Source organism: Streptomyces sp. NBC_00459, assembly GCF_036013955.1.
In the GTDB taxonomy this organism is placed as follows: Bacteria; Actinomycetota; Actinomycetes; order Streptomycetales; family Streptomycetaceae; genus Streptomyces.
Window position 1 is genome coordinate 9,484,454 of sequence record NZ_CP107903.1, and the last position, 26,404, is coordinate 9,510,857.

Sequence of the window (26,404 nt, forward strand, 5' to 3'; positions counted from 1 at the left end):
TGAAATGAGGGCCGATCCATCCCCCGGTTCGCGTTCCCGGTCACAGCGGGGCCGCCCTCGTCCGTACCCGTCCGGGTCGCTCGGCGACGGGAGCCGTCGGCGTCGCTCAGCCCTTGACCGCGGAGCTGGCCACGCCCTGGACGAACCAGCGCTGGAAGAAGACGAAGACCACCAGCACGGGCAGCACGAGCAGGACGCCGAAGGCGAGGATCTGGCCCCAGTCGGGGGGCTGTTGGCCCTGGAAGACGCTGATCTCCAGGGGGAGAGGGCGCACCGACGGATCCGAGACCATCAGGACCGGCCACAGGAAGGAGCCCCACTGGATGAGGAAGGTGAGGATCGCGACCGAGGCGAACACCGGCTTCGACATCGGGACGATGATCGCGAAGAAGGTGCGCCACGGGCCCGCGCCGTCCAACCTGGCGGCCTCCTCGATGCTCGTCGGGATCTGCCGGAAGAACGTGTGGAACTGGTAGACGGAGAAGGCGTTGGCGATGAACGGCAGCGCCTGGATGTAGGTCGTGTTGCGCTGGCCGTTGAACATGTAGAACAACGGGACGGCCACCGACTCGAACGGGACCAGCATCAGCAGCAGGACGAGGGTGAAGAGGGCCCGCCGGCCCCGCCCCGTCAGCAGCGAAAGGCCGTACGCAGCCATCGAGTTGACGAACAGCCCGCCCGTCACCACCACGAAGGCCAGCAGCACCGAGACACCCATGAACTGCCAGAAGTAGCCGGTGCTGTCGGAGTTGAGGCTGTCGAGGACGGCGGAGTAGTTGTCGAAGGAGAGATGCGTGGGCAGGAAGCCGGACAGCCCGTTCAGGACCTCGTCGGACGGCTTGAGGCTGCCCAGGAACAGATAGAGGGCCGGCAGGGCGAAGACGAACGCCAGGACACCGAGGACGGTGTAGTCGAGGACGAGGCGTACGGGGGTACGGGTCATGGCCATGGATGTCAGTCCTCGTTGTCGGGCCGGACGAGGCGGCGCTGGACGATCGTCAGGACGAGGACGATCAGGAAGAACACGACCGTGATCGCGGACGCCTGGCCGACGTTGTTCTGGTCGAAGGCGGTGGTGACGGCCTGGTACATCACCGTGCGGGCGGCGTCCTCGGCCAGGCCGCCGCCGCGGATGAGGATGTACACCTGGTCGAAGACCCGGAACGACATCACCGAGGTCAGCAGCGCGACGAAGACGAGCGTGCCGCGGATGCCGGGCAGGGTGACATGCCGGAACTGCTGCAGAGGGCTCGCACGGTCCAGCTCGGCGGCCTCGTACAGCTCACCCGGGATCTGCTGAAGGCCGGCCAGCAGGATGACCATCTGGAAGCCGACGCCCTGCCACACCGACAGCACGATGATCGAGGCCATCGCGGTGGCACTGTCACCGAGCCAGTCGAAGGCGCCCCAGTTGCCGAAACTCACCGCGTCCAGCAGGGAGTTGAGCATGCCCTGCTCGCTGCGGGCGAGGATCAGCCGCCAGATCACGGCGACCAGCGCCATCGGGAAGACCACCGGCATGAAGAACAGGGACCGGAACAGGCCGATGGCCTTGAGCTTGCGGTTGAGGAGGATCGCAAGGCCGAGGGCGAGACCCGTCTGCAGCGGTACGACCACCGCCGCGAAGGTCAGGTTGTTCAGCAGCGCCCGCAGGAACGGGCCGGACTGGTCGGGGTCGGTGAACAGGCGCCGGTAGTGCTCCAGGCCGAAGAACGACGGCTCAAGCGGCGAGCCGAGCCGCACGTTGTAGAAGGAGAGCACGACGGCGTAGCCGAAGGGGATGCCGACGAACGCGATCAGCCCGCCGACGGCCGGCATGGCCATGAGCAGTCCGTGCAGCCAGTCCCGGTTCTTGCGCCCTGCCTTCGGGAGCTTTGCGGACGGCCCGGAGGAGGCCTGCTCCGCGCCCGGTGCCGCGGTGTGCGCGGGTTCCACGGTTTTCACGGGTGTGGGTCCTTTTCCTGACGGGGCGGGCACGGCGTGTCGCGCGCCCGCCCCGGCCGTCGGTGCCTACGGGATCTTGTAGCCGGCGTTGTCGGAGAAGTCCTGGTCGATGGCGCGTGCGGCCTTCTCCAGGGCCGACTTCGGGTCCGTTCCGCTGTAGATCGAGTTCAGGGCCTGGGAGAACTTCGCGGTGACCGTGGGATATCCGGCGGTCACCGGACGGGTGACGGCGACGCAGGACTTGCTGATGTCACGGTCGCCGCACGGCTTGGCGAGCTGGTCGGCGAAGAGCTGGAGCGGACCGCCCTGCTTGTACAGCTCACTCTTGGCGAGCGTGGACTTCGTGCCGGGGACCGAGCCGTTGGCCTTCGTCATCGCGCTGACGCTGGTGTCGCCCAGGAGGTAGTCCATGAAGGCGCCCGCGGCCTTGGCGTTCTTGGTGTCGGCGCCGATGCCCCAGGCCCAGGAGCCCTGGCCGGTCTTGGGGCCGTTCCCGAAGTCGGGCAGCGGCAGGACGACGAGGTCGTCACCGAGGGCCTCGCTGTAGGCGGGGTACGTCCAGTTGCCGACCCAGCTCAGCGCCACCCTGCCCTTGGCGAAGGCGTTGCCGTCGGTGTTGGCGTCGACATACGTCTTCCAGGACTGGAAGGTCTTCATCGCCGAGACCACTGCCGGGCTGTCGAGGGCACCCTCGGCCTTGCCGTCCTTCAGCAGGGCACCGCCGGCCGACCAGACGACCGGGGAGAAGCCGTAGGTGCCCCACTCGGTGGCCAGACCGTACTGCTCGGAGATGTCGAGCACCTTGCCGTCGGCGTCCTTGGCCTTCAGCGCCTTGAGCGCGGCAGTGAACTCGGCGGCGGTCCAGGCGTCGGACACGCTCGTCGGGTACTTCACGCCGGCCGCGTCCAGCAGCTTCTTGTTGCCCCACACGCCGAGGCCGGAGTCGAACATGCCCAGGCCGTAGTGCTTGCCGTCGATCTCGCCCTGAGCCTTGACGGCGTCGGTGGCGTTGTCGAGGGTCTTGGCGGAGACGTAGTCGTCGAGCGGGGCGAGCTTGCTGTTGTAGACGAAGCTGGCCATGGTCGGGCCGTCGAACTCCAAGACGTCCGGCAGTTCGGAGGCGCCGGTGGCGGTGATGGTCTTGGTGTAGTCGTTCTCGGGGATCAGCTTCAGCTCGGCCTTGATGTCGCTCTGCGAGGAGTTGAAGGACTTCACCGCGTTCTGCAGCGCGGCGGCCTCGCTCGCCTGACCCTGGTGGGCCCAGACGCTGATGGTGCCCTTGCCGCTGCCCTCCTCGGCGGAGGTAGTGCCTCCACCGCCTCCGCCGCAGGCGGCCAGCGCGACCAGGGGCAGGGCGAGGGCGAGACTCGTACAGACCGTGCGGCGGGACCTTCTGCTTCCGGCGTTCATGGACGGTGCCTCCGTGCTGGGTGAGGGTTCGGGTACTTCACGCTTCGAGGTGCGCGGGTGTGGTGGGTCGGTTCACAAGGGGCCGGTGCCTGACGGACGGCCGGGCTCACAGGGGACTGCGCGGGCTCGGCGGAGCAGTGGTCTCGCGCAGCACCAGGCGGATGGGCATGTGCACATGGCCCGTCGGTGCCGGTTCTGCGTTCGGTTCGTCGAGCTGTCGCAGCAGCAGCCGGGCCGCCTCCGCGCCCTGCGCCGGGACCGGCTGCGCGATGGTGGTCAGGCCGATGACCTCGGCGAGTTCGTGGTCGTCGAAGCCGATCACGGACACGTCGTCGGGCGCCCTCAGCCGATGTCGGCGCAGGGCACGCAGCGCACCCATCGCCATCTCGTCGGACTGAGCGAACACCGCGGTCGGCGGGCGGGAGACGGCGAGCAACTCGGTCATCGCCCGCTCGCCGCCCTCGACGGTGTAGCCGCCGTCCGCCTCCAGCGCCGGGTCGTGGGCGATGCCGGCCTCGGCCAGCACGTCCAGGTATCCCTGGCGGCGGGCGATCGGGGTGGTCCAGTGCAACGGCTCGCTCTCCCCGGAGATCATGCCGATGCGCCGGTGGCCGAGGTTGACCAGGTGTCGTACGGCGCTGGTGGCACCGGCGTGGTCGTCGATGCCGACCACGGTGAAGCCGTCCCGGGCGCCGCCGACGGTGGTGGCCAGCGGCACTCCGAGGGAGCGCAGCGCCTCTTCCTCCTGCAGGTCGGGGATGAGCAGCGAGAGGACGGCGTCCACCCGCTTGCGCACCGGCAGCCTGGTGAAGAAGCGTTTGCGTGCCTCCGGTGAACCCAGGTTGTAGAGCAGTACGTCGTAGCCGGCCGCGCTGAACACCGTCTCGGCCGCGTCGAGCACGGTGCCGAAGAACCAGCGGCCGATGTGCGGGGCGACGACCCCGATGGTGAAGGTGCGCCCGCTGGCCAGGCTGGAGGCCGACCGTGAGGCGGTGTAGCCGAGTTGAGAGGCGACGGCCGCGATCTGCGCCCGTACCTCGTCGGAGACTCCTGGCCGGCCGCGCAGCGCGCGGGACACGGTGGATGCGGAGACCCCGGCGACGCGGGCGACGTCGGTAATGCTGACCGTCACGGCTTCTTCCTCCCGTCGGTTTCACACCGATGTGATCTGTGGGTGACGAGACCGTAAACCCGCCTTCGTTGTTGCGCAAGCGTTTGCGTTGAGTTTTACTTGGGCCGATTCTCAAGCGAGACCTTCGAGGTCAATGCTCAGCGCATGCGTTTGAGCGCTGCGAGCCGACAGGAACTGTGCATGCGATACGCCCCGCCCGGACTCTGCGTGAACGACTTCGCCCTGCTGCGCGACGACGACGGCACCTATGCCGTCCTGCACCTGCAGGGCCCCTGGACCGCCGAGTTCGACCACCTGCGGATGGAGACCTCCTACGGTCGGGCCACCTCGACCGACCTGGTCTCCTGGCAGCCCCGGGGCACCGCGTTCGGCAACGGCCTGCCCGGCCGCTTCGACCAGCAGGCCGTGTGGACCATGCATCCCGTCCGTCACGGCGCCGGAATGGCCATGTTCTACACCGGTGTCCTCGGCCTCACCCCGGGTGGCTGGCCGATGCAGTCGGTCGGTCTCGCCTACTCCGACCGCACCGACGGCACCGGTTGGCGCCGGCACGGCACCAGCCCTGTCGTCGAGGCCGACGGGCGCTGGTACCGCACCGGTGAACGCATGGGCTGGCGCGACCCGTTCGTCGTACGCGACGACGAGTCCGAGGGCTGGGTCATGGTGGTCTGCGCCGCCGACGCGTCCCTGCCCGTCGAGAGCGGCGGGTGTGTCGCCTGGGCCACCTCCGACGACCTGGAGCACTGGAGCGTCCAGCCGCCGCTCATATCCCCGGGCGACGTCGACGAGTTGGAGTGCCCCGTCCTGGAGCGTCTGGACGACGGCAGCTGGCTCCTGCTGGGCGCCATCGGCGCCACGCGTGGTTTCGAGGCATGGACCGCGCCGCGCCTGAGGGGCCCGTGGACCCGCCGCGGCCCACTCGGCCCGACCGGCTCCTACGCCCCCCGTGTCGTCCTCGCGCCCGACGGTTCACGCGTCGTGCTGCACACGACCCCCCGACGTGTGAACCTCACCGACTCCGGTGAGCACTGCCGCGGCATGCTCGCCCAGCCCAAACTCCTGGTCACCTCCCCGGACGAGGCACCCCGCCTGGAATGGTGGCCCGGCCTGGACGCCTGGCTCGGCGAGGAGACCGAACAGGCCGCACTGCACGCGGTCGGTGATCTCGCCCTCACCGGCAGAGTCGAGATCACCCTGCGCACCGACACCCCCGGCGGCGACCGTCCGGCGCTGGTCGTCGGCTGCGACGGCAAGAACCTCTGGATCACCGGACCGCACGGGGACCGGCTGGGCGAGACGGTGCTGACCGAACCCGCCGCGACCCTGCGTATCCTCACCGTCGGCGAATACGTCGAGGTCTACGCCGACGGCGTCTTCGCCCTGACCACCCTCTGCTACTCCGGCCACCCCACCCCGTGGACGGTCACCTCGAAGGGCCGTACCGACGCCGTCCCGGTCCGTCCGGTCCGCCTGCCCGACCCCGAACGTGACGACGCGTCGGCCGTCTGGCCCGGACCGTCCCCGTACTGACGTCCGGCACGGCCGCCTGCCGGACGACGGCGCCCGCCGCCGGGACCGGTCTCATGACCGGCTCGGCGACGGGCGCTGTGATGGTGGGACCGCGCAGGTCAGTTGAGGGTCCACTGCTGGTTGGTCTGGCCGTTGCAGGTCCACAGGAGCAACTTGGTGCCGTTGGCGGTCGCCGCTTCCTCGGCGTCGAGGCACAGGCCGGACAGGTCGTTGGTGACGGTGCCGTCGGAGTGGACGGTCCACTTCTGGTTGGTGCCGCCGGTGCAGTCCCAGATGATGACCTTCGTGCCGTTGGTGGTGCCGGCGCCGTCGGCGTCCAGGCACTTGTTGCCGTAGACGACGAGCTCACCGCGTGAGGTCTGCGTGAAGGTCTCGTTCCGCCCGCCGAAGCAGTCCCACAGGATGGCCTGGGAGGCGTCGGTGATGGTGTTCTTCTCCAGGCCGGCGCAGCGGTTCGAGGCGACGCCGACGAGGGCGACACCGTTGGTGCCGGGGATGCCCTGGACACGGATCGCGTCGATGTCGGGCGTGCTGCTGCCGGAGACCGGCGCGAAGCGCACGGTGTTGGTGCCCTTCGCGAGGTGAGCCAGTACGGACACCGTGCGATAGGTCGTGGCAGAGCCGGTCGGCGGGAAGGCGACGACCTGGCTGTACTGCCCGTTGACCTGGACGGTGGCCTTGCGGGCGGTGCTGCCGCCGTTGGCGTAGGTGATGTCCACCAGCTTGGTGCCGGCCGCGCCGGTCGTGACGGCACTGAAGGTGGGCGTGGTGGCCGCGGTGGTGTCCTCGTAGGTCGACCCGGCCGCTTCGGTGCCGGAGACCGTGAGCAGGACGGCGTCGTTCGCCGGGACGGTGGTGGAGTAACTCGTGGCGCTGGAACCGGCGTTGGTGGAAGTCCAGGCATTGCGCACCGACGCGGAGGCACTGGTGAGGCCGAGGTCGGCCCAGCGTACGGTCATGGACGCCGACGAGGACGTGCGGTTGAGCAGCAGCACCGCGCGCTTGCCCGTGCCGGCGAGGACCTTGCCGTACACCTGGAGGTTGCGGGTGTCCTCGGCGACCTTGACACCCTGCAGCCCGCGCGCGTCCTGGTCGATGGCGACGACCTCGCGGTTGGTGAGGATGTCGCGGGTGGCGGTGCTCATCGTGGCGAGGTTGTTGCCGGCCAGCAGCGGGGCGCCGGAGATCGCCCACAGGCCCATGTGCAGCCGGTTCTGGGCGGCGGTCAGACCGCTCATACCGACCATCAGCATGTCGGGGTCGTTGTAGTACCCGGTGTGCTGGGCGGCCGGTTGCAGGCCGCGGTCGAAGTTGGTGAGCATCATGGCTGTCGTGGGGGTCTGGCCCCACAGGATGACGTCGGTGCTGGTGCGCCAGAGGTCGCCGTAACCGGAGGCCCAGTTCCAGGGCAGGCCGGTGCCCCACTCGCAGAAGGACAGCACGAGCTTGTGGCCGGTCACGGCGGTGGCGGCCTCATTGGCGGCGGCGATCGCCTTGTACGTCGTCTCCGGGGCGAGGCCCTCCACCTTGCCGCCGCACCAGTCGATCTTGACGTAGTCGAAGCCCCAGCGCTGGAAGGTCTCCAGGTCCTGCTGGTAGTGGCCCTCCATACCGGTGTTGGGGGCGGCCGGGCGGGTGGTGGGGTAGTAGTAGCCGCAGCCCTGCTTGCCGGCGTCGGTGTAGATGCCGGCCTTCAGACCCTTGCTGTGGATGTAGTCGGCGACGGCCTTCATACCGCTCGGCCAGAGGTTCGCATCGACGGTGATGGTGCCGTCGGAGGCGCGGTCGCCCTGCCACCAGCCGTCGTCGAGGTTGACGTACTGGTAGCCGGCCGCGGCCATGCCGGAGGAGACCAGGGCGTCGGTCTGCTGCTTGATGACGCCGAAGTCGATGCTGCTGGCGAAGCTGTTCCAGGACGCCCAGCCCATCGACGGCGGGGTCACGGCGGCCTGGGTGGTGCTGACGGCGGCCGGCTCGGTGGCCGGCGACACCGAAGCGTCGCGGTCTGCCACGGCCGTCAGGCCGGCCAGCGCGAGAGCGAGGGCGAGGACGCGCACGGTGATCCGTCTGGCCCAGGCGTGCGCGAGGGGGTACGACATGGAGAGCCTTTCCTGATCAGTACGCGATACGGAAGGCCGTGTACTGATGGTCTGTGGTGGTGGCGGTAGCCGTGGAAGCCGCCCGCCGGAGCGCCCCACCTCATGGGTGGTGATCCCGCGACGGCAAGCATCGGTCGATATACCGAACACAGTTCGGTAAGCCGGTCAGAAGGTAGGGCGTGGCCATGCACGCGTCAATCACCTCGTCCATCATTGGTGAAGTCTGTGCGCACAGGCCACGCCCGTCGGCCGCTCAGCGCTGGGTGTAGATGAAGCCGATCTTGTCGACCTCGTCGCCGGAGCGTCCGTGGAAGCCGGCGATCTGCCAGCCGCTCGGCGTGGTGCGGGTCACGCAGTCGGAGGTGGTGGTCCCGCCGGCCAGGGTGCGGCCGAGGTTGGTCGTGAACTTCGCGTAGAAGATCCTTGTGCGGTCGTCCTTGACTCCCTGGCACAGATACGCCGTCGTCACGTACTCGGTGCTGCCCAGCGTCAGCGAGGACGCGGTGCCGCCCGTTCCGCCGTGGGCGAGCGTGGTGCCGTTCGCCAGGGTCACGCTCAGCTGGTCGACCCGGGAGCCGGCGCGCAGGGCGACCGTGGTGGCGCGGGCGCCCGCCGGTACGGCGTCGATGTCGTTGTAGTAGTCGCCGTGCGGGCCGCCGAACTGGTCGCTGAGCTGAAAGGCGGTATTGCGCGACCAGGTGAAACCGGCGGTGAGGGGGTCGTGGTCGGAGAGCATGAGCCCGGCGTCCGTGAGGAACTTGGCGTGCTCGTTGTTGTAGGACGTGGCGTTGAGAGAGACGAGCTTGCTGCCGCGGTAGAGGATCTTGTCGACGACCTCGCAGGTGTTGGGGACGGTGGTCCCGGTCTGGTCGCAGACCAGGGCGTCGCTTCCCTTGGTGGGCGGGGTGCCGCCGCGGATCAGCTGGACCCAGGCGTCGGTGAGGCCGTTGGCGGCGGCGAACTCGGCGATGGTGTCGCCGGAGCGGGTGTAGCGGGTGTTGGTGTCGCCCATGACCACGACCGCGTTGCCGGCGGAGTGGGTGGCGATGAAGTCGCTGAGCTGGCTGAGGTTGTCGGCGCGGGCGACGAGGTCGTCGGCGTTGGTGCCGGCGTTGGTGTGCAGGTTGTAGAAGTCGACGTAGACGCCCTCGGCGAGGCGTTCACGCATGAAGGTGAAGCCCTTGGGGGTCAGACAGTCGCCGGAGCCGTAGGTGCAGGAGTTCCAGCCGACCCGCTCGAAGTCGTCCTCGTCGTAGGCGATCTTCGACAGGGTGTTGAGGCCGCTGCCGATGCCGGCGCCACCGCTGGTCGCGGTGCGGTAGGCGTGCGCGGTGTCGGCCGCGTAGAGGGTCGCGTGGTAGTTGAAGTCCTCCTGGACGTTGACGATGTCGTACGGCGCTATGCGCTGGCCGATCGTCGTGGTGCTGGACTCGCGGGGCGTGGGTGCGCTGGAGATGGCCTCGGGCAGGCCGGCCACGTTGTAGGTGAGGACGCTGAAGCTGCCCGAGTCGGCGGCCGAGGCGGGCGGAGCGGCCACGGTGAGTCCGCCGAGAACGGCGGCGCCGGCCGCCAGACAGGCGAAGAGTCTGCGCATGGGGGAGTGCCTCCTGGGGAGGGAAAGCGGTTGCGGTGGGACCGTGGCAGAAGTTACCGCTGGTTACCCGGGGTCTGTCGAGGGGTTGGGCGTGCATTCACAGGAGTCACCTGCCGTATCCGGACGGTTCGGTTCCCTGCCGGGGACCGTTCATGGCAGGGACACACGGCCGGCGGGCAACTGGCCTTGCCCGTGCGCCTCGTGGGAAGCCCCCGTGCGTATGGCCATCCCTGGCTCAGGGGTTCGGACGTGCGGCCCGTGCGGCAGGCGTACTGAAGCGGCCGACGGCGGTGCGGGCCTGTCGTCGGAGGTCACATCGTGGCGCGCAGGTGGCTGACGGTGACGAAGTGGTAGCCGCGGGCGGTCAGTGTCCGGAGGATCTCGGGGACCGCTGCGACCGATGTGGGATGGATGTCGTGCAGAAGGACGACGTCGTTGCGCTGCACCTTGCCGATGACCGTCTGCGAGATCTTCGCGGCGTCGGGGTACTTCCAGTCCTCGGTGTCCAGGGTCCACAGCACGGGGGAGAGCGTGGTGGCGTGACGGACGGTGCTGTTGACGGCGCCGTAGGGCGGGCGGAAGAGGGTGGGGGCCCTGCCGGTCGCGGCCTTGATGGCGGCGCTCGTGCGGTCGAGCTGGTAGGCGACCTGTCGGGGGGTGAGCTTGGTGAGATCGGGGTGGTTCCAGGAGTGGTTGCCCACCTCGTTGCCGGCCCGTGCCTCGGCGCGCACCAGGTCGGGGTGGGCGGCGACGTTCTGGCCGACCGTGAAGAAGGTGGCCCGGGCGTTGTACTGCGCGAGGTACGTCAGCAGGGTCCCCGTCTCCGGCGCGGCGGGCCCGTCGTCGAAGGTCAGCGCGACGCACCTGACCTTCGCGCAGTCGGTGTCGTCGTCGCCGGAGGCCGTGTGGGTGGGCACGGCGGCGGTGGGGGTGGAGGCCGCTCCGAGGTCGAGCGAGCCGGTCGGCCGGACGGTCTGCTGCTGGACACGCCTGCCGAAGGCGGACAACCAGGGGGTGACCGTCGCCCTGGGGACGGTCACGACATAGGGGCCGGCGGCGGGGGCACCGACCTCGCCCCGGTCGAAGGTCACCCGCATTCCGCCGTCGCCCGTGAAGGCCATGTCGTCCAGGACGGCGGCCAGGTTCGACGGGTCCCCGAACGCCTCGTCCACCATCCCCGCGTCCGTGCCCTCCCGTCCGTCGAGCTGCTTCTTCAGGGCGGAGAGGAGGGCGTCGCGGGAGCCGTCGCCGACGAGCGCGAGCGCGGTGCGGTACGCGCCCGCCCGTCCGTCGTACCAGTAGGTGCGCAGGCTCAGCCCGCTCCCTGCCGCGGAGTGGTCCTGGGTGGTGAGCCGGACGCCGAGGACGTCTCCGGAGGCGACCAGGAACTGGTGGCTGACGTTGAGTTCGCCTTCGGGGCCGGTCCCGTCGCCGTCTTCGCACGACTCGCGGACGATCGCCAGTCGCCGCTCCACGTCCTTCTTCATCGCGGCCGTCATCGCCTCGGCGCCGGGTACGTCCGGATAGCTTGCCGCGAAGGGGCAGGAGCTGTCCTCGCTGCTGTCGTTGACGATCTGCAGACCCTTGATCTTCGCGGGATCCACGGCCCGTACCGGCTCGGCACCGGAGGACGATCCGGGCCGTGCTCCGGTGGTCGCGGTCGCGGTCGCGGTCGCGGTGTCGTCGGATGTCCCGGTGGACCCGGACGCGCAGGCCGCCGTCAGGGAGAGCGAGCCGAGCAGCAGGAGGGAGGGGAGAAGGACGCGTGTACGCATGAGATCAGAACCTGGGCTAGAGGGCTTACCGGGTTCCGATCGTGCAGGTCAGGGGCATTTTTCAGCGACCGCCCGGGTCACTGTGAACAAAAAACATCCACTCTCCGCGCCCGTCCGTCCTTGCCGCTCAGCGTGCAGTGCCGCACACCTGCCGGTACGACGCGTCAGGGACGTACGTCCGCCACTGCGCCCGGGTGAGTCCTCCGCCGGCCCGGTCGCACAGGATGCGGACGACGTCGTCCGGGCCCACCGGATGGCGCTGGAGCAGCACGTTCGGGCCGCCGGCGTACAAGGTGGCGCCGTCGTGGGTGAAGGCGAGGGTGTCGATCTCGTCGCCCGGTGTGGGCAGGTCGCTGCCCAGAAGGCGTTGACCGGCGGTGTCCCACAGACGCAGGGTGCGCTGCAGGCCGCCCACGGCGAGTACGGCGCCGTCGGGGGAGAAGGCGAGCGCGCCCACGGCCTCGGGTTCACCCACGGGATTGGTGTCGGAGGTCCCGGTCAGGATGCCCATCCGGTGACGCAGGTCGCCGTCCCACAGCGTGACGTGCCCGGTCGAGTCCCCGACGGCCAGCCGGGAACCGTCGGGGCTGAAGGCCAGGGCGGTGACCTGCCGACCGTCGGCCAGGGCCCCTGAGCTCACGTGTCCGGACGGCAGCTCGGCGTACCGGTCGGCGGAACCGGCGAGCAGTCGTCCGTCGGGCCGCAGGGCGAGCCTGTCCGCATCGAGGCCGCTCAGAGTGGCCGTGCGGCGCCGGGAGGTGGTGTCCCAGACTTCGGCCGCCCCGCCTTCGGCGCTGGAACGCGCGGCCAGCAGCGTCCGGCCGCCCGGACCGAGGGCGAGCGCGGAGACGATGCGGTCCGCCGCCCCCGATGTGTCGAACGACGTACGGACCCGGTGTGCGGGGACGTCCCAGAGGCTGAAGCGCTGCCGCAGGATTCCGTGCGAGGAGACGGTGTCGGCGACGGCGAGGGCCCGGCCGTCCGGACTGAAGGCCAGCCGCGGCGGCCCGTCGTCGCTGTCGGCCGACAAAGCACCGAGCATGGCGTGGACAAGGACGGCGCCGGTGCGGGTGGAGCGCAGTTCGAAGCGGTAGCCGGAGCCGGAGCGGGTGGCGGTGGCCAGCACGGTGCCGTCCGGGCTGAGTGCGGTCGCGTCGGCCGGTGTGCTCTGCCAGTGGGCGTCCAGGCGGTCGCTCAGGTCGTACGTGCGAACAGTGGCGCCGTCGAGATAGCGAAGCGTCCGGCCCTTCCCCGGTGTCCATGTCAGCCCGCTGACCTCGGCGCCCGCCAGCGGTGTGTGGAAGACCTGCCCGCCGCCCAGGTCCAGCGACCACGCGGCGATCTCCTGGTCGTCGGCGGTGGCCAGGAATCGCCCGTCCGGAGAGAGGACGGCCTGGGTGAAGCCGCCGGTACCGCCGCTCTGGAAGTCGGCGACCTCCTGTCCTCCGGAGACGTCCCAGACCGTGGCCGTGTTCCCAAAGACCACGGCCAGCCGACGCCCGTCCCCGCCGAACCGCAGCAGCCGGAAGCCGCCGTCCGCCCCCGAGCCGGTGCCGCAGACGGCGCCGTCCGCCTTGTCCCATGCGCCCGGCAGCCTCTTGCCGTGGACGGTGTCCCACACCTGGGGTGCACCTTCGGCCGGGCACAGGGCGAGGAGACGACCGCCCGGGCCGACGGCGACAGCGGTGAGGGTGCGCGGCACTTCAGTGGTGAACACAGCCTTGCCGTCGCTCGCCCGGTACACCGTCACCGGCCCGGGATCACCCGCCGGGCTGGTGACGTAGGCGCTGCCGTCGGGCGCCGCCCAGTGGACCGCGTCGCCCAGTTCGGCGACGGCTCTGCGGGCGGCGAGGTCCCACAGCTCATCCCCGTCCTGACCGGTGAGGACGAGGAAGCGGGCATCGAGGCCGGCGTCCGACGCTTCTGTGCCGCTCGGCAGGCGGTAGGTGGCGGTGACGCGGTGGTCGGTCACGTCGCGGACGGTCGCCTCGGCGCCCGCGACGGTGATGAGGGCCCGGCCCTGATCGGTGAGGAATCGCTCGACGTTCTCGCCCGTCCGAGGGTCGGTGAAGGCGTCTCGCTCAGGTCGGGCCAAGGCGTCGAGCAGGGCCGAGCGGGACTCGGTCAGCGGGGCGAGCCGCCAGGCCGCGACGGAGAGGAGAGCGGCGGCACGGGGGTCCGCGGAGCGCAGGCTGTCGGCCACGGTGGCCAGACGGCGGGCAGCGGCCTTGGCCGCCTCCTCGTCACTCGCCCGGTCGCGCTGCCAGGCCAGCAGACCAGCGGCCAGCGCGAGCACGAGGAACACGGAAAGCCCCAGGGCGAGCAGCCGGGTACGGCGGGCGGCCCGTGTCCCGGCTTCCCGTTCGGTGTCGCGCGCCGCACGCGAGGCGTCGAGGAAGGCGCGCTCCCGCGCCGCGAGGTCGTCCTGGGGCTGCCCGGTGAACAGTTCCTCGGCCTGGGTCAGCCGTGTCCCCCGGAACAGCGCGCCCGCGTCCTGGTCCAGTTGCTCCCAGGCACGGGCCGACTCGCCGAGGAGCCGCTGCGCGCGCAGCCGCTCGCGGCCCTCCTCGATCCAGCCCGCCAGCCGGGGCCAGCCGGTGATCAGCACCTCGTGGGACAGTTCGACGGTGTCGCCGTCCAGCGCGATCAGCCGGGCGGCGGCGAGGCGTTCCAGTACGTCCTGCACGTCGGGCCCCAGCTCCGTCCGGGGCGCCGGGCGGCGGGTGTCGGCCGCGCCGTCCCCGGGTGCGATCAGCCGCAACAGGACGCGGCGGGCGATGCGGGCCTGCTCCGGCGTCAACTCGCCGTAGAGCTGCTCGGCGGTCGCGGCGATCGCACCGTGCACGCCGCCCGCCTCCTCGTATGCGGCCAGGCTGAGGGTACGGCCGCGGCGGCGGCGCCAGGTCTCCAGCAGGGCGTGCGAGAGCATCGGCAGAGCGCCGGGCCGGTCGGCGACCTCTTCGATGACATGGGCGGTCAGTGCGCGCTCCACGTTCAGGCCCGCGGCCGTCGCGGGCCGCGTGATCACTTCCCGCAGTTCGTCCCGGCTCATGGGCCCGACCAGCAGGTTCGCCCGGCTGACCGCCGCGGCCAGCTCCCGGTGGGCGCCGCAATGGCCGTAGAAGTCACCGCGCACGGCGACGGCCACCCGCAGCCGGCTCTCGGAATCGCGGGCGCGCAGCAGCAGGTCGAGGAAGCGGTCGCGCTCCCGGCGGTCGTGGCAGAGGGTGAACAGTTCCTCGAACTGGTCGACGATCACCCAGGTGTCAAGGTCGCCGTCCTTCGCGACGAGGGCCTCCTCGTGCGTGCGTGCCGGCTGTTCACCGGGCGTGAGCACCCGGATCACCGACGGACGTTCGGTGCCCTGCGTCTGTCGCAACGCGGGGACGAGCCCCGCCCGCAGGAGGGACGACTTGCCGCTGCCGGAGGGACCGAACACGGCTGCGAACCGGTGCCCGCGCACCAGGCCCATCAGCTCGCCGACCTGCCGGTCCCGGCCGAAGAACAGGTCGCTGTCACCCGGCTCGAAGCGGGCCAGCCCCCGGTAGGGCGCCCGCTCCTCGGCCGAGGGCGCCCGAACCTCCGCGTCCGCCTCCCGCCAGCGCCGCTCCCACTCGTCCGGATCGGCGTCCAGCACCTGGACGTACGCCCGCACCACCGCGAGCGAGGGCAACTGGTCGCCTGCCGCCGCCTGGGACAGGGCGGTCGTCGAATAGCCCGCCTTCTCGGCCATCTCCCGGTACGGCGGCTTCCCCGCCTTCTCGCGCAGCAGACGCAGCTCGTGCGCCAGCCGCTGCGCCGGCCCCGCATCCGGGTCCAGCGGCTTCTCGCGTCGTCCCACCGGGCCGTACCTTTCGACCTGCGAACACACCATCGATCGGCGCCCAACCTACGTTCGGCCGCCGCAGGGAGGCAATTCGGGTCTGTTCCCCGCACATGGTGCGAACGTGTCAGAGCCTGCCACCGGTATCCCGTACGCGGCATCCCGCGCCGTCGGACTCGGACGAGGCCCGTCCGCGCGGGCGTTCGGGCGGCCCCTGCCCATGAGGTGAGGTATCGGCTCGCGGGAGGGCTCAGCCGTTCGGCCGGTGTGTGCGGCTTCCCGCGTTGTCGTAAGTGGCCTTTCGGCTGATCTCCGCCACGCCGGTGGGAGGTTACTGTCACGCCGTGGATCTCCTGAGCAGCGTGCGCGCCCTGGGCGTGCCTACCGGGCCTGACGGCCGTCGGCGGAGCCTTCTGACCGCGGTCGGCATCGTCCTTCTGTTGCTGGCGACAGCCACGGACCTGCTGGTGGCCGGCGTCGACGGCCGTTCGCCATGGCCCCAGCTCGTGGTGCTGCCGATCGGTCTGGCGGCGCTGCTGTGGCCCGCCGCCCGGCGGCCGGCACGGCTCACCCTGGCGGTGCGTGCCGCCGTGCCCGCGGTTGTCTCCGGCGTCGTGACGGGGGCCGTGTTCCTGTCCGGTCGGGAGGCGCTGGCCGGACCTGGTGAAATCGCGATCCTGCTGTGCCTGCTCCTGCTCACGGTGCGGGACTGTCCCGTGCGGTGGGCGGTGGTCTGCGGCGTTCTGGTCGGCGCGGCGGTGCTGGTGCTGCCCTACAGGCAGAGTTTCGGCGAGTCGTCGGTCAACCCGTTCCAAATGCTGTTGCCGGTCTGCGTGGTGACCGGACTCGCCGGGTACCTGCGTGCGCTGGACCACCGCCGCCGGGTGGCGGTCACCGAGATCCAGCGGGCCGAACGCCTCGCCATGGCGGCCGACCTGCACGACTTCGTGGCCCACCATGTCACCGGGATCCTGGTGCAGACCCAGGTGGCCCAGCTCCTCGCCACGACGGACTCCGAGCGCCTGAACGGCATCCTGAAGGACGTCGAACGCTCCGCGACCGAGGCCCTGGCCTCCATGCGCCGCACCGTCGGCCTGATGCGCGAGGTCCCGGAAGCCGGGTCCACCGGCTTCCGGCACCCGGCGGGCGACCTGGCCGCGCTTCCCGAACTGGTGGAGGGGTTCGCTGGACCTGTCGGTCCGAAGGTGGTGCTGCACCGTGATCCATCGGTGCCCGACGGTCTGCCCCATGAGGTGCAGGCGGCTGCCTGCCGAGTCGTGCAGGAGGCACTGACCAACGTACGGCGACACGCCGCGGACGCCACCGAGGTGACGGTCGGCCTGGCCCACGACGGCCGTGTGCTGGAGGTGACGGTGCGCGACGACGGTCGCGGTGGCACCCGGCTGCCGCAGGCCGCGCGGGGCGGCGGCTTCGGCCTGGTCGGGCTGACCGAACGCGTCACCGCGCTCGGCGGCGAACTGCGCACGGGCCCCCGTCCCTCGCGCCGGGGCTGGGAGGTCACCGCGATCCTGCCGGCGGAGAAGGCATCGAGATGACCGCTTCGGCCCGCTCGGCCCACACGCTGCCGGGCCGGCAGGAGCACGGGCCAGGGCGCGCCGACACGGCGATGCCCCGGCGGGCAGGGGAGAGTGCGCCGCCGGGGACTGCTCGGGGCGGGCCCGGGCGTCAGAACGCGGGGACCGCTGAGGGCCTCGCCTTGTTGATGTTGCTGACGAGGTTGCCGGCCAGCGGGAAGTTGGCGTCGCCCCAGCGGGCGTCGGACAGTTTGGTCCGCAGGTCGCTCCTCATCAGGTCCAGGGTGACCAGGCCCGGCCTGTCCCAGCCGCCGTTGCCCCAGGCGTGCGGTACCTCGCCCCACTTGGCGAAACGGAAGGCGTGGGTGCTCGCGCCGTCCTTGTGGTACACGATCTCGACGCGGTTGCCGTCCATCGGCACCTCGTTGATCGGGTGGGTGCTGTAACCGCCGTGGCGGGAGGCGGCCAGGTAGCGGGGGCGTTCCTCGCCCTGCTTCTGGAAGACGACGACGGACTCCCAGTCGTGGCGGTGACCGAAGGCGTCGGCACCGTTCAGTGTCTGGTCCTTCTCGAAGTAGAGCCCGTAGACGTAGGCGCACCAGCCGTTCCTGCACAGGGACTGCGAGTACGTGTTCGCCTTGCCGAGGTGGTCGGTCCGGCAGCCGCCGGTGATCGACCCGCTGTTCTTGAGACCGCCGTTGAGGGTTCCGTTCGCGTCGATGGCCGCCGCGGGGAAACAGCCGTCCTTGTCGTAGTCGAAGTCCGGCATGTACTTCTTCTGGAAAGCGGTGGCGTTCGGGGCCAGCGGGGTCAGCACGGCCGCGAAGGCGCTGCCCTGCAGGCCGGCGCTCAACGCGGTGGCGCTGAGCGCGACGAGCAGGGTCCTGCCGATACGGCCGCGCGTCGTCCTGCCGCGCTTCACTGCGTGGGACATGTGGTGCGTCTCCAGTTGCTCGGTCCGCCGGGGATCCGGCGTGGTCCGTGCCGGGAAATCCGGCGGGTCGGGACCGAGACTGGGCAGCGGGGCGTTGTTCAGCAGCCGGTTCCGGCAGGGTGAAAAATCTCGTGCCGAGGATTGGCGGGTCGTTTCCGATGCCGTCACACACCGAACATCCCGGCGTCGCCCGAAGACGAGGGACGCGCACGGGCGCTGCGACGGGCCGCAGGAGGCGAGATGCCCGGTTCGTCGCCGCACCGGGGAGCGCCTGCTACGTGGGCGACGTGTGGACGAGGCGGCCCTGGAAGATGAGTGAGGCGGCCTGCTTGAGACGCCGGACGCGAATGCTGACCTCGTAGGCGTCGATGCCGTCGATGGCGGCGACCTGGGTGGTGAGGTAGCGGTAGAAGTCCTCGGCGTCGCGGCAGATGACGCTGGCCATCAGGTTGTGGTGGCCGCTGATGGCCCCGGCGAACGCGACCTCGGCGTGCCGGGCGAGTTGCTCCCCGGCCTGTTCGAGCCGGGCGGGGGCGACGCGCAGCCAGAGGGTGGCGTTGAGGGTGTGGCCGAGGCGCTCGGGGAGCAGTTCGACGTCGTAGACGATCGTGCCCGATGCCTCCAGGTTCTCCAGTCGGCGGGCGACACGGGCGTTGGACCAGCCGGTGAGCTCGGCGAGGTGGGTGTGGGTGGTGCGGCCGTCCTCGGCGAGGGCGTTCAGCAGGGGGGTGTCCTCGTCCGTGGGGGGCCGGAGTGGCCCGGCGGGGACGGGAGAGCGGTCGGCGGTGAGCTGCCGTACCTGGTCGGGGGTGAGGCCTGCGCCGTAGCCGGTCCATTCACTGGTGCTGGTGTCGCCGAAGGCGTGCAGCATGAGATCGATGCTCACGTCGAGGACGGAGGCGGAGCGGGGCAGTTGACGCAGGAGGATGTCGTCGCGGGGGGCCTCGACGGGGGAGCGGACCGTGCAGATGATCTCCGAGCCACCCGAGGAGAGGTTGGCGTAGGCGATGTCCGGCCGCTTGGCCAGGGAGTCAGCCAGGGGGCCGACCCTGTCGGGGCGGGAGCGGATGCGGGCCACCCAATGGGCATTCCCGTACACCGCCGGGTTGACCAGGCCGACCACCCGCATCACCCCGCTGCGGCGCAGCGCGTGGTAGCGGCGGGCGGCCGTCTGCTCCGACACGCCCGTCACCTCGCCGATGCGCCGGAACGGGAGCCGAGGCGCGCACTGGAGCGCGTGGAGGATTTTCTTGTCCAGGTCGTCGATCATGTCGGAATGTTGCCACAGGGCTGCACCTGTGCAGAGGTTCTTGTCTGTTTGGAGCCTTCAAGTCGGTGATTCGAGGCTGTGAGGCGGATGCTGGTCAGGTCCTGAGGAAAGGACGTGACTCCCATGAGCACGCGGCTGGTGCCGACGGCAGCCTGCATCGGCACCTTCGTCCTGCTGATGCACCTCACCACGACGGGCGTGGCGCCACCCCACCGGGCGACGCTCCCGCACACCGGTCTCTCCCGCATCCAGTGGGTGGTCGGCGACGTGGCCCCGGTGCCCGCAGCAGTGCTTGTGAAGGTTTGCGGGTGGGCCGTCCCAAGGGACGTCGCAGCCGCCCAATGACCACCGGGCCGAACACCACCGATGCCGAGTTCCCCTTCAACAGCGTCGGTTCCCGTGCCGGGCCGCGCGTCCATCAGACCACGTTCCGGACCGGGTCGAGACCGGCAGCGCAAGCCGCGGCGGATGCCGCGACCACCGACACCCGCGGGACGCAACCGGCCGCGTCCCGTGGCGGGGGCCCTGAACCCCTTCCCCCAACAGAAAGCGGAGAGTTTCCGTGAACGTCACCACACCGGCGAGCAGGTCGACGGACAGGCGGGCGGCCACCATCGTCATGGCCTGCCTCGGCGTGTTCGTCGCCTACCTGCCCATCACCACGGTCGCCGTCAGCCTGCCCGCCATCCAGCGGGCGCTGGACACCTCGACCGCCCAGCTGTCCTGGGTCCAGGACGCGTTCGTCCTGCCCATGGCCGCCTTCATCCTCACTGCCGGTCTCTTCGGTGACGTCCACGGCCGTAAGAAGGTCTACCAGGCAGGCCTGTTCCTCAGCGCCGTCGGGGCGACGGTCGCCCTGTGCGCGCACAACATCCAGACCCTGTGGGCCGGTCAGGCCCTGGCCGGTCTGGGCTCGGCCGCGCTGCTACCGACCACATTGGCGCTGATCAGCCACGCGGTGCCCGACTTCCGCGAGCGCGGCAAGTTCATCGGCATGTGGGCCATGGCCCTGCTCGCCGCCCTGGCCGTCGGCCCGGTCATCGCCGGCGTCATCCTCGACCACTACTCATGGCGCTGGATCTACGTCCTGTCCGTCCCTCTCTCGCTGCTGGCCATGGCCGTCGCCACTCCACTGCTGACCGACTCCCGCGCCCCGCACGGACGCAAACTCGACTGGCCCGGCCAGATCACCGCAGCCGTCGCCGTCACCGCCCTGGTCTACGGCGTGATCGAGGGCGGCGCCGACTCCTTCACCGCACCGAAGGTGATCGCCGCCCTCGCCCTGGGCGTCGTCGCGCTGATCGCCTTCATCGTCGCGGAGAAGCGCAGCGAGAGCCCCATGCTGGACCTGGCGGTGTTCCGCAGTGCGGCCTTCACCGCCACCGCCCTGATCGCCATGATCACTTTCCTCGGACTGATCGGCTTCTTCTTCGTCCTCAGCCTCTACTTCGGCATGGTCCAGCAGCTCGGCACCCTGGAAGCAGGCGCCCGCCTGCTGCTCGTCCCGGTCGCCGCGATCGTGTCCGGAGCACCGGCCGGACGGCTCATGCACCGTGTCCCGGCCCGCTGGATGATCACTGCCGGCCTGCTGCTGATCGCCGCCTCCCTGCTGGCCATGACCAACCTCGCCGCCGACACCTCCTACGGATCCATCGCCTGGCGGCTGATCGTGCTGGGCGTCGGACTCGGCCTGGTCACCACGCCGATGACGGCCACCGCCGTCGCCTCCGTACCGCACCACCTCGCGGGCATGGCCTCGGCCGCCAACAACGCCTTCCGCCAGGTCGGCGGCGCACTCGGCCCGGCCGTCCTCGGCGCCCTGCTGTCCACCCGCGCCGTCCACACCCTGCCCGGCCACCTCGCCGACGCCGGAGTGAGCGGCACCCAGGCCCACACCATCCTCGCCACCGCGAAGGACGGCGGCCTGGGCGCGGTCGCCGGCATGAACCTCGGCTCCACCGCGGGTCAGGTCTACGGCGCCCTGGGCGACTCCCTCATCGACGGCATGCGGCTGTGCCTCGTCGTCGCCGCGGTGCTGGTATTGATCGCCGCCGTATGCGCGGTCACCCTCCTGCGCCGGCCCAGGCAAACCGCAGAAGGTGCGGTGAAGGCCGCCGATACGGCACAGCGGGGCCGCGGTCCGGAAGCCTCCGCGGAGAAGGCCCAGGCGGGCTCCCCGCGCGGCTGACCGCGCACCGGGGCCGGGTCGCCGCCCGCGTCGGTCATACCGAGCCGCGGACGACGACCCGGCCCCGCGCCCGCCCCCGGGCCGGGTCGCCAACATCGAGCCCGAGGAATCCTCGTGCGGCGGGCGACGCTGCCGAGGGCCTCGGCGTCGGTGTGCGGGGCGGCCAGGACAACAGCGCCTCGCCCACCTGCGCGCTCCGTCCCTCGCCGTCCGGCGGATCGGCAGAAATCGGCCCGTCGCGGCGGGCGCCGATCACCACCGCGTCAGGCATGACCGCCGTTGGCGCCGAGAGCTGCCGCCCTGCGCCGGTTCCGGAGGACTTCCGGCGCCTCGGCCCGCTCCTGGGAGTCCTGCCTCGCTTCGCAGCCAAGCGCTCCTTCAGGTGCACGTGAACCCGAGGCGAAACGAACTCTGCCCATGACTTCGGATCACCGGCAGCGCCCCGTGGTGTCGGGCGCGCTCGGTCGGTTGCAATGCCCGGGTGGAGACATGGTGGTGGGAGACGTTGCCGGCGTCGGTGCGTGAGCAGGTGAACGGTCTCGTGCCGCACGCTGACTGCCTCCCCTTGGTCACTGTGCGGACGAGCAGGTAGGCCGACACCAGTGCGGGAAGACGCGCCATCTGACTTTCCCCGCCCGGCCCGTGTACTTACTTGCCGGGTTGACACCGCATCAGGCGGCCAGCTGTGGCTGTGAGCCGTTCGCCCAACTCGTGTGCGCTGAGTGCCGCGTCCCCGTGGGAAGGGACACGTCCGCTGTCCCGTGCTGCGCCAGTGATCGTGCGGTCCGGGTGCGGCGGCCGGCGAAGACGTAGACGCGAAGAATGGTGAAGCGGCCGATGCCGGCGAGGCCGGAGGCACTGAGGTAGAGGATCTGCTCGGTCAGCAAGGCGGGGGAGGACTGCACCAGATGCAGCACGTAGACCGCGGCGCCGGTCGCCAGGTAGGCGGCGGACGCCGAGCCCGCGGACTGCCAGTGCTCCCGCCGCCCGGCGCGGCGTCCTTTGGCGAAGGTGAAACGGGCGTGGAGTTCGGTGCACAACAGGGTGGAGGCGACAGTGATGATCGCGTTCGCCACCGCCCAGGGCATGGTCGTGGCCAACAGCGGTACCGCGAGGCTGGAGAGGACTCCGACGCCACCTCCGAAGATGACGAACCGAATGAAGGAGGCGATGGGCCGAGGGGCGGCCGGGGTCGCCGTCTCGGGCTGCTGTGCGAGCAGCGCCTTCATGGTGGGTGCTCCTTTCAGAGGCTGCGGGCGGTGATGTCGCCGTAGTTGGTGGTGGCGTGGATGTTGAGCTGGGCGGCGGCGCCGTCGGTGTTCTGGAGTGCGTTGTCGATACGGCCGTAGGCGGTGCCGGCGTCGAGGGTCGCGGAGACTCCGCGGGCTGCGCCGACCGAGATCTCGCCTGCCTCGGTGCGCAGGGTGACCGTGCCGCGTACGGCCTCGGTGATGCGCAGGTCGCCCTTGAGGGTGCGGAGTTCGCCGGGGCCGCCCAGGCGGCCGACGGTGATGTCGCCGGACTGGAGGGTGAGGCGGGCGCCGTCGGTCTCGTCGAGCTTGACCGTGCCCTGCGCGCACTCGTAGGTGACGTCGCCCAGGCGTCCCACGCCCCGGAGTTCGGCACTGGCCGCCTTCGCCTCGACGCGGGAGCCGGCCGGGAGCTGGACGGTGACCTCGACGGCTCCCGACTGGCCGAGGACGCGGTTCTTCGCCGGTGCGGCCTCGATCCGCAGGACGCCGTCGTCGTGGGCGACCGTGATCCGCTCCGCCGCCTTCGTGTCGCGGCTCGACGAGGCGTCGACGGGCAGGACCTCGACGGTGGTGTCGGCGCGGTCGGCGGCGATGAACCGGATGCGGCCCGCGGGGATGTCGAGGACGGCCAGGACCGGGGCGGGGGTGTCGAACTTCTGCATCATGCTCTCCCAGAGCTTCGAATCTGTTGTTTCGAACAATGGAAAAGCTACGTTGCGTTTGAAGAGTCAGCAATGAACTTGGCGTGCGAATTAGTCATCAATGCAGGTAGAAGCTGGAAAATCGTTGCAATGGAATCACGTCTAATGCAACGCTTCACGCTGAGGGCGTTGCAATGGGACGTGGTGAACGCTCGGCCGGATGTCCGCGGACCACGTAACCGGCGGACGCAGTTCACTCGGAGACACGCATACGGCTCGTGCGAGCGGCCCCTGGACGACGGGTCGTTGGGCTCGTGGCCGGTCCTGGTCCAGAGGCGGGCGAAGATCCTGGTGGAGGGTCGCGGCGTGTGTTGTCGACAGACTCGTCCTCTAACCTCGTGCAGGGACACGGCAGATGCCGTGTGCACCGCGATGAGGAGGCGTTGATGCTCGGAAGGGGTACGCAGTTGCTCGCGGGCGCATTGACCCTGGCCTGCATGGTGCTCGTCGGCCCCAGTGCACCGAGCGACGCTCTCTTCGCGAGGTCACTGCCTGTCCATGCCGTGAAGGACGTCGTGCCGAACCGGGTCATGACGTGGAACATCTGCAACCCCTGCGAGGCGAGCAATGTTCACCGGGCGGCGGAGATCGCCAGGTACGCGCCCCAGGTCATCGGCCTGCAGGAAGCGTGCGTGCGTGACGTCGAGGGGATCCGGGACTATCTGGAGAACCTGCACGGGCTGGTCTACCACGTCGAGTACGGGTCGGTTCTCCGGAGTTGGGGGCGCTGCGGGGGAGTGCCGTGGAACCCCGGAGGCTTCGGCCAGGCGATCCTGTCCGCGGCACCGATGACGGACCGCGTGAACGTGGAGTACCCCGACGGCGGATCCGAGGACCGTGGATACATGGCGGTCACCACGACGGTGGACGGCCGACCGGTCCGGGTCTTCAACACACACCTTGCCCAACGACGTCAGGAAGCGGTCCGGGCAGAGCAGGCCCGAGTACTTGCCGCAGCTGTTGCCCGGCACGAGCGCGCCATCGTTCTCGGCGACTTCAACGCGGTGTCGGACGCCCCCGAACTCACCAGGATGTGGGCGCTGGCCGCGGACACGGATCCCCAGTGCGAGCCGTCGTCGACCGGTATGTGCGAGCCGACCACCGACTGGAACAGCAAGTTCGACTACGTCTTCCTGCGAGGCATTGCTCCGCTCCGCCACCGGGTCCAGCCCACCGAGTACTCGGACCACCACATGCTGTACACCGACCTCGATCTGGTTTAGCGGCGACTACTACTCCGACATGTCGTCGCTCTCCGCCCGCGGGGGCTACATCGGGATCCCCGACGCGCCGCTGGACAGGCCGTGGGAGGCCTGCGCCACCATGAACGACGCCTGGGGCTAGGTCTCGTAGAAGGAGAACCAGTACCGCTCGGTCCAGACCCTGATCCGGGAGATGGTCACCGTCGTCGCGCGGGACGGCAACTACCTGCTCAACATCGGCCCCAAGGGTGACGGCAGCGTGACCGCCGGATCCGTGACCGCGCTGAACGGCAAGCTCTTCGCCCAAGTCCTCGACTGGCCCACGGGCGGCACGCTGCAGACTCCGGCGGTGTACAACACGATCAACCGCGTCTACCTGATGAACAACCCGGCACCAACCTCATCTACTGGGTCAGCGACGGGCAGATCAACGTCAGCGTGCCGAGCACCGCGCCCGACGCGAACGACTCCGTGGTCTGTGTGGAGGTCAACGGAATGCTGGCCGTCCTGGCGGCGGCGTCTACCGGCTGGTCTGCGCCCAGAGCGGCAAGGCTCTCGACAACGGCAACACCAGTGGCGACGGCACCCCGATCATCCAGTGGACCCCCAACGGCGGCGCCCCGCAGCAGTGGAACATGACCAAGGTCGGCTGAGCGGCCCCGGGCTGGCGCCTCCAGCTCAGCCACCCCGCAGAAGCGGTGACCTGCTGCCGAGGCGGAGGGCCCTCCCATCTGAGGGCCCTGGGGTGGAAGCACGGAGACCACATGGCCGGCGTCCCCGTCGGCCAGACCTCCGCATCGAACCTGACTGCCATGCGTTGTCGGACGAGGAGGGCGCGGGCGGCCGTCACAGAGCCCGCGCCCGGCTGGTGCTCCGCCCGGCTGTTCATTCCCGGCACCCCATCCGACCAGAGAATCGGCGGCAACCTTTTCGTCACCTGTGGCCACTGAGCAGTGCGACAGCAACACGATCTTCCGAACGGACGGACATGCAAGAAACACGCCGGGCCGCGCGTCAGCGCAGGCGCAGACGCGGGTTGATGGTGGGCACCACCGCGGGGCTGGCCGTCACGGGTCTTCTCGTCTGCCTGGTCATGACGATGCAATCCGACGGCAAGGACGACGCCGGGCCGGCCCCGGCCACGGCCGTGGCCAACTCCGAGCAGACTCCCGCGCCGACGTCGCCGGAGAGGAAGCCAGCCACAGCCTCTCCGTCGGCCACCTCCGCGACCCCGTCGGCCGGCGCATCCCCATCGGTGAGCGCCACGACCCCGAAGGCCTCCGTGCCCCCGTCGGCGGCACCGACATCGGCCTCCCCGCGAACAGCCCCTGCCGCGTCGTCCCTCGCCGGACGGATTCGGCCCAAGAGCACCTATCAGGGAGTCGCTACCGTCTACAAGGCCGGGGTGGGTGACGGCGCCTGCTCGTTCGGTCCGAGCGACGACATGATGATCGCGGCGATGAACACCACCGACTACGAGACGTCCGCCGCCTGCGGGGCGTACGTGCTCGTCCGCACGGCGAACGGCAACTCCGTCACGGTCAAGATCACCAACGAGTGCCCGCTGCCCTGTGCGCCCGGGCAACTCGACCTCAGCGAACAGGCGTTCGCCAAACTGGTCCCCGTCTCGACGGGCCGGATCGCCATCACCTGGAGCCTGCTGAGCTCCGACGCGGTGGGCACGATCTCGATCCGCTACAAGAACGGCTCCAGTCCCTACTGGTGCGGCATCCAGGCACTGGGCCACCGCAACCCGCTCGCCCGTCTGGAGGTCCGCACCAGCGGTGGCTGGCGCCGACTGACCCGCACCGACTACAACTACTTCCTCTCTCCCGATGGCAGCGGGTGCGGCGGCGCGATCAGGATCACCGACATCTATGGAGAACGACTGACCGTCAACGGGCTCGCTGTGCGCCCGGATGTCGTGCAGTCGACTGGGGTCCAGTTCGCCCGGCACTGACCCCGTAGCCGGCTCCCTCCGGGTACGGCAGTGGCTTTGCCGGAGGGGGCGAGA

The 26,404-nt window shown here is 70.3% G+C and carries 19 protein-coding genes; 7 read left to right on the forward strand and 12 right to left on the reverse strand.

All coding sequences use genetic code 11. The features are described 5' to 3' along the window. Positions 1 to 106: 106 nt before the first annotated feature. The 4 genes from OHN74_RS41535 to OHN74_RS41550 all read right to left on the reverse strand — a co-directional run bounded on the left by OHN74_RS41535 (position 107) and on the right by OHN74_RS41550 (position 4,486). On the reverse strand, positions 107 to 949 hold the full coding sequence (locus tag OHN74_RS41535) for a carbohydrate ABC transporter permease (RefSeq protein WP_327699738.1): 843 nt from the start codon (positions 947 to 949) through the stop codon (positions 107 to 109). A gap of 5 nt (positions 950 to 954) precedes the next feature. Further along, positions 955 to 1,944, reverse strand: coding sequence for a carbohydrate ABC transporter permease (locus OHN74_RS41540; RefSeq protein ID WP_327699739.1), 990 nt, complete (start codon positions 1,942 to 1,944; stop codon positions 955 to 957). 66 nt (positions 1,945 to 2,010) lie between these two features. Next, positions 2,011 to 3,354, reverse strand: coding sequence for an ABC transporter substrate-binding protein (locus OHN74_RS41545; RefSeq protein ID WP_327699740.1), 1,344 nt, complete (start codon positions 3,352 to 3,354; stop codon positions 2,011 to 2,013). Between the two features lie 106 nt (positions 3,355 to 3,460). Next, a complete protein-coding gene (locus tag OHN74_RS41550; protein WP_327699741.1) occupies positions 3,461 to 4,486 on the reverse strand; it encodes a LacI family DNA-binding transcriptional regulator in 1,026 nt (341 codons plus the stop codon). Between the two features lie 180 nt (positions 4,487 to 4,666). Between OHN74_RS41550 and OHN74_RS41555 the strand changes: the two genes are divergently transcribed. Next, the gene (locus tag OHN74_RS41555; RefSeq protein ID WP_327699742.1) at positions 4,667 to 6,016 is read left to right on the forward strand and encodes a mucin-1; all 1,350 of its coding nucleotides are present in this window, start codon (positions 4,667 to 4,669) and stop codon (positions 6,014 to 6,016) included. A gap of 98 nt (positions 6,017 to 6,114) precedes the next feature. On the opposite strand, the gene OHN74_RS41560 is transcribed toward OHN74_RS41555, so the two are convergent. From OHN74_RS41560 to OHN74_RS41575, 4 genes are all read right to left on the reverse strand, one after another. Continuing rightward, the gene (locus tag OHN74_RS41560) at positions 6,115 to 8,115 is read right to left on the reverse strand and encodes an RICIN domain-containing protein (RefSeq protein ID WP_327699743.1); all 2,001 of its coding nucleotides are present in this window, start codon (positions 8,113 to 8,115) and stop codon (positions 6,115 to 6,117) included. Between the two features lie 253 nt (positions 8,116 to 8,368). Then, positions 8,369 to 9,709 carry a jacalin-like lectin gene (locus OHN74_RS41565; protein WP_327699744.1) on the reverse strand — a complete coding sequence of 447 codons (1,341 nt, stop codon included), beginning with the start codon at positions 9,707 to 9,709 and terminating at the stop codon, positions 8,369 to 8,371. 311 nt (positions 9,710 to 10,020) lie between these two features. Then, positions 10,021 to 11,484 (reverse strand): polysaccharide deacetylase family protein, encoded by a 1,464-nt coding sequence (locus OHN74_RS41570; RefSeq protein ID WP_327699745.1) that lies wholly within the window; start codon positions 11,482 to 11,484, stop codon positions 10,021 to 10,023. Positions 11,485 to 11,611: 127 nt separating this feature from the next. Beyond that, complete coding sequence (locus tag OHN74_RS41575) at positions 11,612 to 15,325, reverse strand: nSTAND1 domain-containing NTPase (protein ID WP_327699746.1); 3,714 nt, start codon at positions 15,323 to 15,325, stop codon at positions 11,612 to 11,614. Between the two features lie 326 nt (positions 15,326 to 15,651). Here OHN74_RS41575 and OHN74_RS41580 point away from each other — a divergent pair, with 326 nt between their 5' ends. Next, positions 15,652 to 16,863: a sensor histidine kinase gene (locus OHN74_RS41580; RefSeq protein WP_327699747.1), complete on the forward strand. Its 1,212-nt coding sequence runs from the start codon at positions 15,652 to 15,654 to the stop codon at positions 16,861 to 16,863. A gap of 130 nt (positions 16,864 to 16,993) precedes the next feature. On the opposite strand, the gene OHN74_RS41585 is transcribed toward OHN74_RS41580, so the two are convergent. Both OHN74_RS41585 and OHN74_RS41590 read right to left on the reverse strand, forming a co-directional pair. Next, positions 16,994 to 17,776 carry an NPP1 family protein gene (locus OHN74_RS41585; protein WP_327699748.1) on the reverse strand — a complete coding sequence of 261 codons (783 nt, stop codon included), beginning with the start codon at positions 17,774 to 17,776 and terminating at the stop codon, positions 16,994 to 16,996. A gap of 274 nt (positions 17,777 to 18,050) precedes the next feature. Beyond that, positions 18,051 to 19,046, reverse strand: coding sequence for an Lrp/AsnC family transcriptional regulator (locus OHN74_RS41590; RefSeq protein ID WP_327699749.1), 996 nt, complete (start codon positions 19,044 to 19,046; stop codon positions 18,051 to 18,053). 123 nt (positions 19,047 to 19,169) lie between these two features. Between OHN74_RS41590 and OHN74_RS41595 the strand changes: the two genes are divergently transcribed. Beyond that, positions 19,170 to 19,391, forward strand: a complete 222-nt coding sequence (locus OHN74_RS41595) for a hypothetical protein (protein ID WP_327699750.1) — start codon at positions 19,170 to 19,172, stop codon at positions 19,389 to 19,391. Positions 19,392 to 19,608: 217 nt separating this feature from the next. Continuing rightward, positions 19,609 to 21,234, forward strand: a complete 1,626-nt coding sequence (locus OHN74_RS41600) for a DHA2 family efflux MFS transporter permease subunit (RefSeq protein ID WP_443060525.1) — start codon at positions 19,609 to 19,611, stop codon at positions 21,232 to 21,234. Between the two features lie 671 nt (positions 21,235 to 21,905). Here OHN74_RS41600 and OHN74_RS41605 read toward each other — a convergent pair. Together OHN74_RS41605 and OHN74_RS41610 are read right to left on the reverse strand one after the other, a co-directional pair. Further along, on the reverse strand, positions 21,906 to 22,463 hold the full coding sequence (locus OHN74_RS41605; RefSeq protein ID WP_327699751.1) for a GtrA family protein: 558 nt from the start codon (positions 22,461 to 22,463) through the stop codon (positions 21,906 to 21,908). A 14-nt stretch (positions 22,464 to 22,477) separates the two neighbouring features. Then, the gene (locus tag OHN74_RS41610) at positions 22,478 to 23,149 is read right to left on the reverse strand and encodes a DUF4097 family beta strand repeat-containing protein (protein WP_327700450.1); all 672 of its coding nucleotides are present in this window, start codon (positions 23,147 to 23,149) and stop codon (positions 22,478 to 22,480) included. A 425-nt stretch (positions 23,150 to 23,574) separates the two neighbouring features. On the opposite strand from OHN74_RS41610, the gene OHN74_RS41615 reads away from it, so the two are divergent. The 3 genes from OHN74_RS41615 (at position 23,575) to OHN74_RS41625 (ending at position 26,350) form a co-directional block, all read left to right on the forward strand. Next, on the forward strand, positions 23,575 to 24,411 hold the full coding sequence (locus OHN74_RS41615; RefSeq protein WP_327699752.1) for an endonuclease/exonuclease/phosphatase family protein: 837 nt from the start codon (positions 23,575 to 23,577) through the stop codon (positions 24,409 to 24,411). 506 nt (positions 24,412 to 24,917) lie between these two features. Beyond that, positions 24,918 to 25,043, forward strand: a complete 126-nt coding sequence (locus tag OHN74_RS41620) for an RICIN domain-containing protein (protein ID WP_327700451.1) — start codon at positions 24,918 to 24,920, stop codon at positions 25,041 to 25,043. Between the two features lie 335 nt (positions 25,044 to 25,378). Then, positions 25,379 to 26,350 (forward strand): expansin EXLX1 family cellulose-binding protein, encoded by a 972-nt coding sequence (locus OHN74_RS41625; RefSeq protein WP_327700452.1) that lies wholly within the window; start codon positions 25,379 to 25,381, stop codon positions 26,348 to 26,350. Positions 26,351 to 26,404 lie beyond the last annotated feature (54 nt).

Coding starts and splice junctions, on each gene's coding strand:
- OHN74_RS41605 (WP_327699751.1), bottom strand. CDS start 22,463: ATGAAGGCGCTGCTCGCACAGCAGCCCGAGACGGCGACCCCGGCCGCC.
- OHN74_RS41615 (WP_327699752.1), top strand. CDS start 23,575: ATGCTCGGAAGGGGTACGCAGTTGCTCGCGGGCGCATTGACCCTGGCC.
- OHN74_RS41625 (WP_327700452.1), top strand. CDS start 25,379: ATGCAAGAAACACGCCGGGCCGCGCGTCAGCGCAGGCGCAGACGCGGG.
- OHN74_RS41565 (WP_327699744.1), bottom strand. CDS start 9,709: ATGCGCAGACTCTTCGCCTGTCTGGCGGCCGGCGCCGCCGTTCTCGGC.
- OHN74_RS41610 (WP_327700450.1), bottom strand. CDS start 23,149: ATGCAGAAGTTCGACACCCCCGCCCCGGTCCTGGCCGTCCTCGACATC.
- OHN74_RS41560 (WP_327699743.1), bottom strand. CDS start 8,115: ATGTCGTACCCCCTCGCGCACGCCTGGGCCAGACGGATCACCGTGCGC.
- OHN74_RS41585 (WP_327699748.1), bottom strand. CDS start 17,776: ATGTCCCACGCAGTGAAGCGCGGCAGGACGACGCGCGGCCGTATCGGC.
- OHN74_RS41535 (WP_327699738.1), bottom strand. CDS start 949: ATGGCCATGACCCGTACCCCCGTACGCCTCGTCCTCGACTACACCGTC.
- OHN74_RS41570 (WP_327699745.1), bottom strand. CDS start 11,484: ATGCGTACACGCGTCCTTCTCCCCTCCCTCCTGCTGCTCGGCTCGCTC.
- OHN74_RS41590 (WP_327699749.1), bottom strand. CDS start 19,046: ATGATCGACGACCTGGACAAGAAAATCCTCCACGCGCTCCAGTGCGCG.
- OHN74_RS41595 (WP_327699750.1), top strand. CDS start 19,170: ATGAGCACGCGGCTGGTGCCGACGGCAGCCTGCATCGGCACCTTCGTC.
- OHN74_RS41545 (WP_327699740.1), bottom strand. CDS start 3,354: ATGAACGCCGGAAGCAGAAGGTCCCGCCGCACGGTCTGTACGAGTCTC.
- OHN74_RS41555 (WP_327699742.1), top strand. CDS start 4,667: ATGCGATACGCCCCGCCCGGACTCTGCGTGAACGACTTCGCCCTGCTG.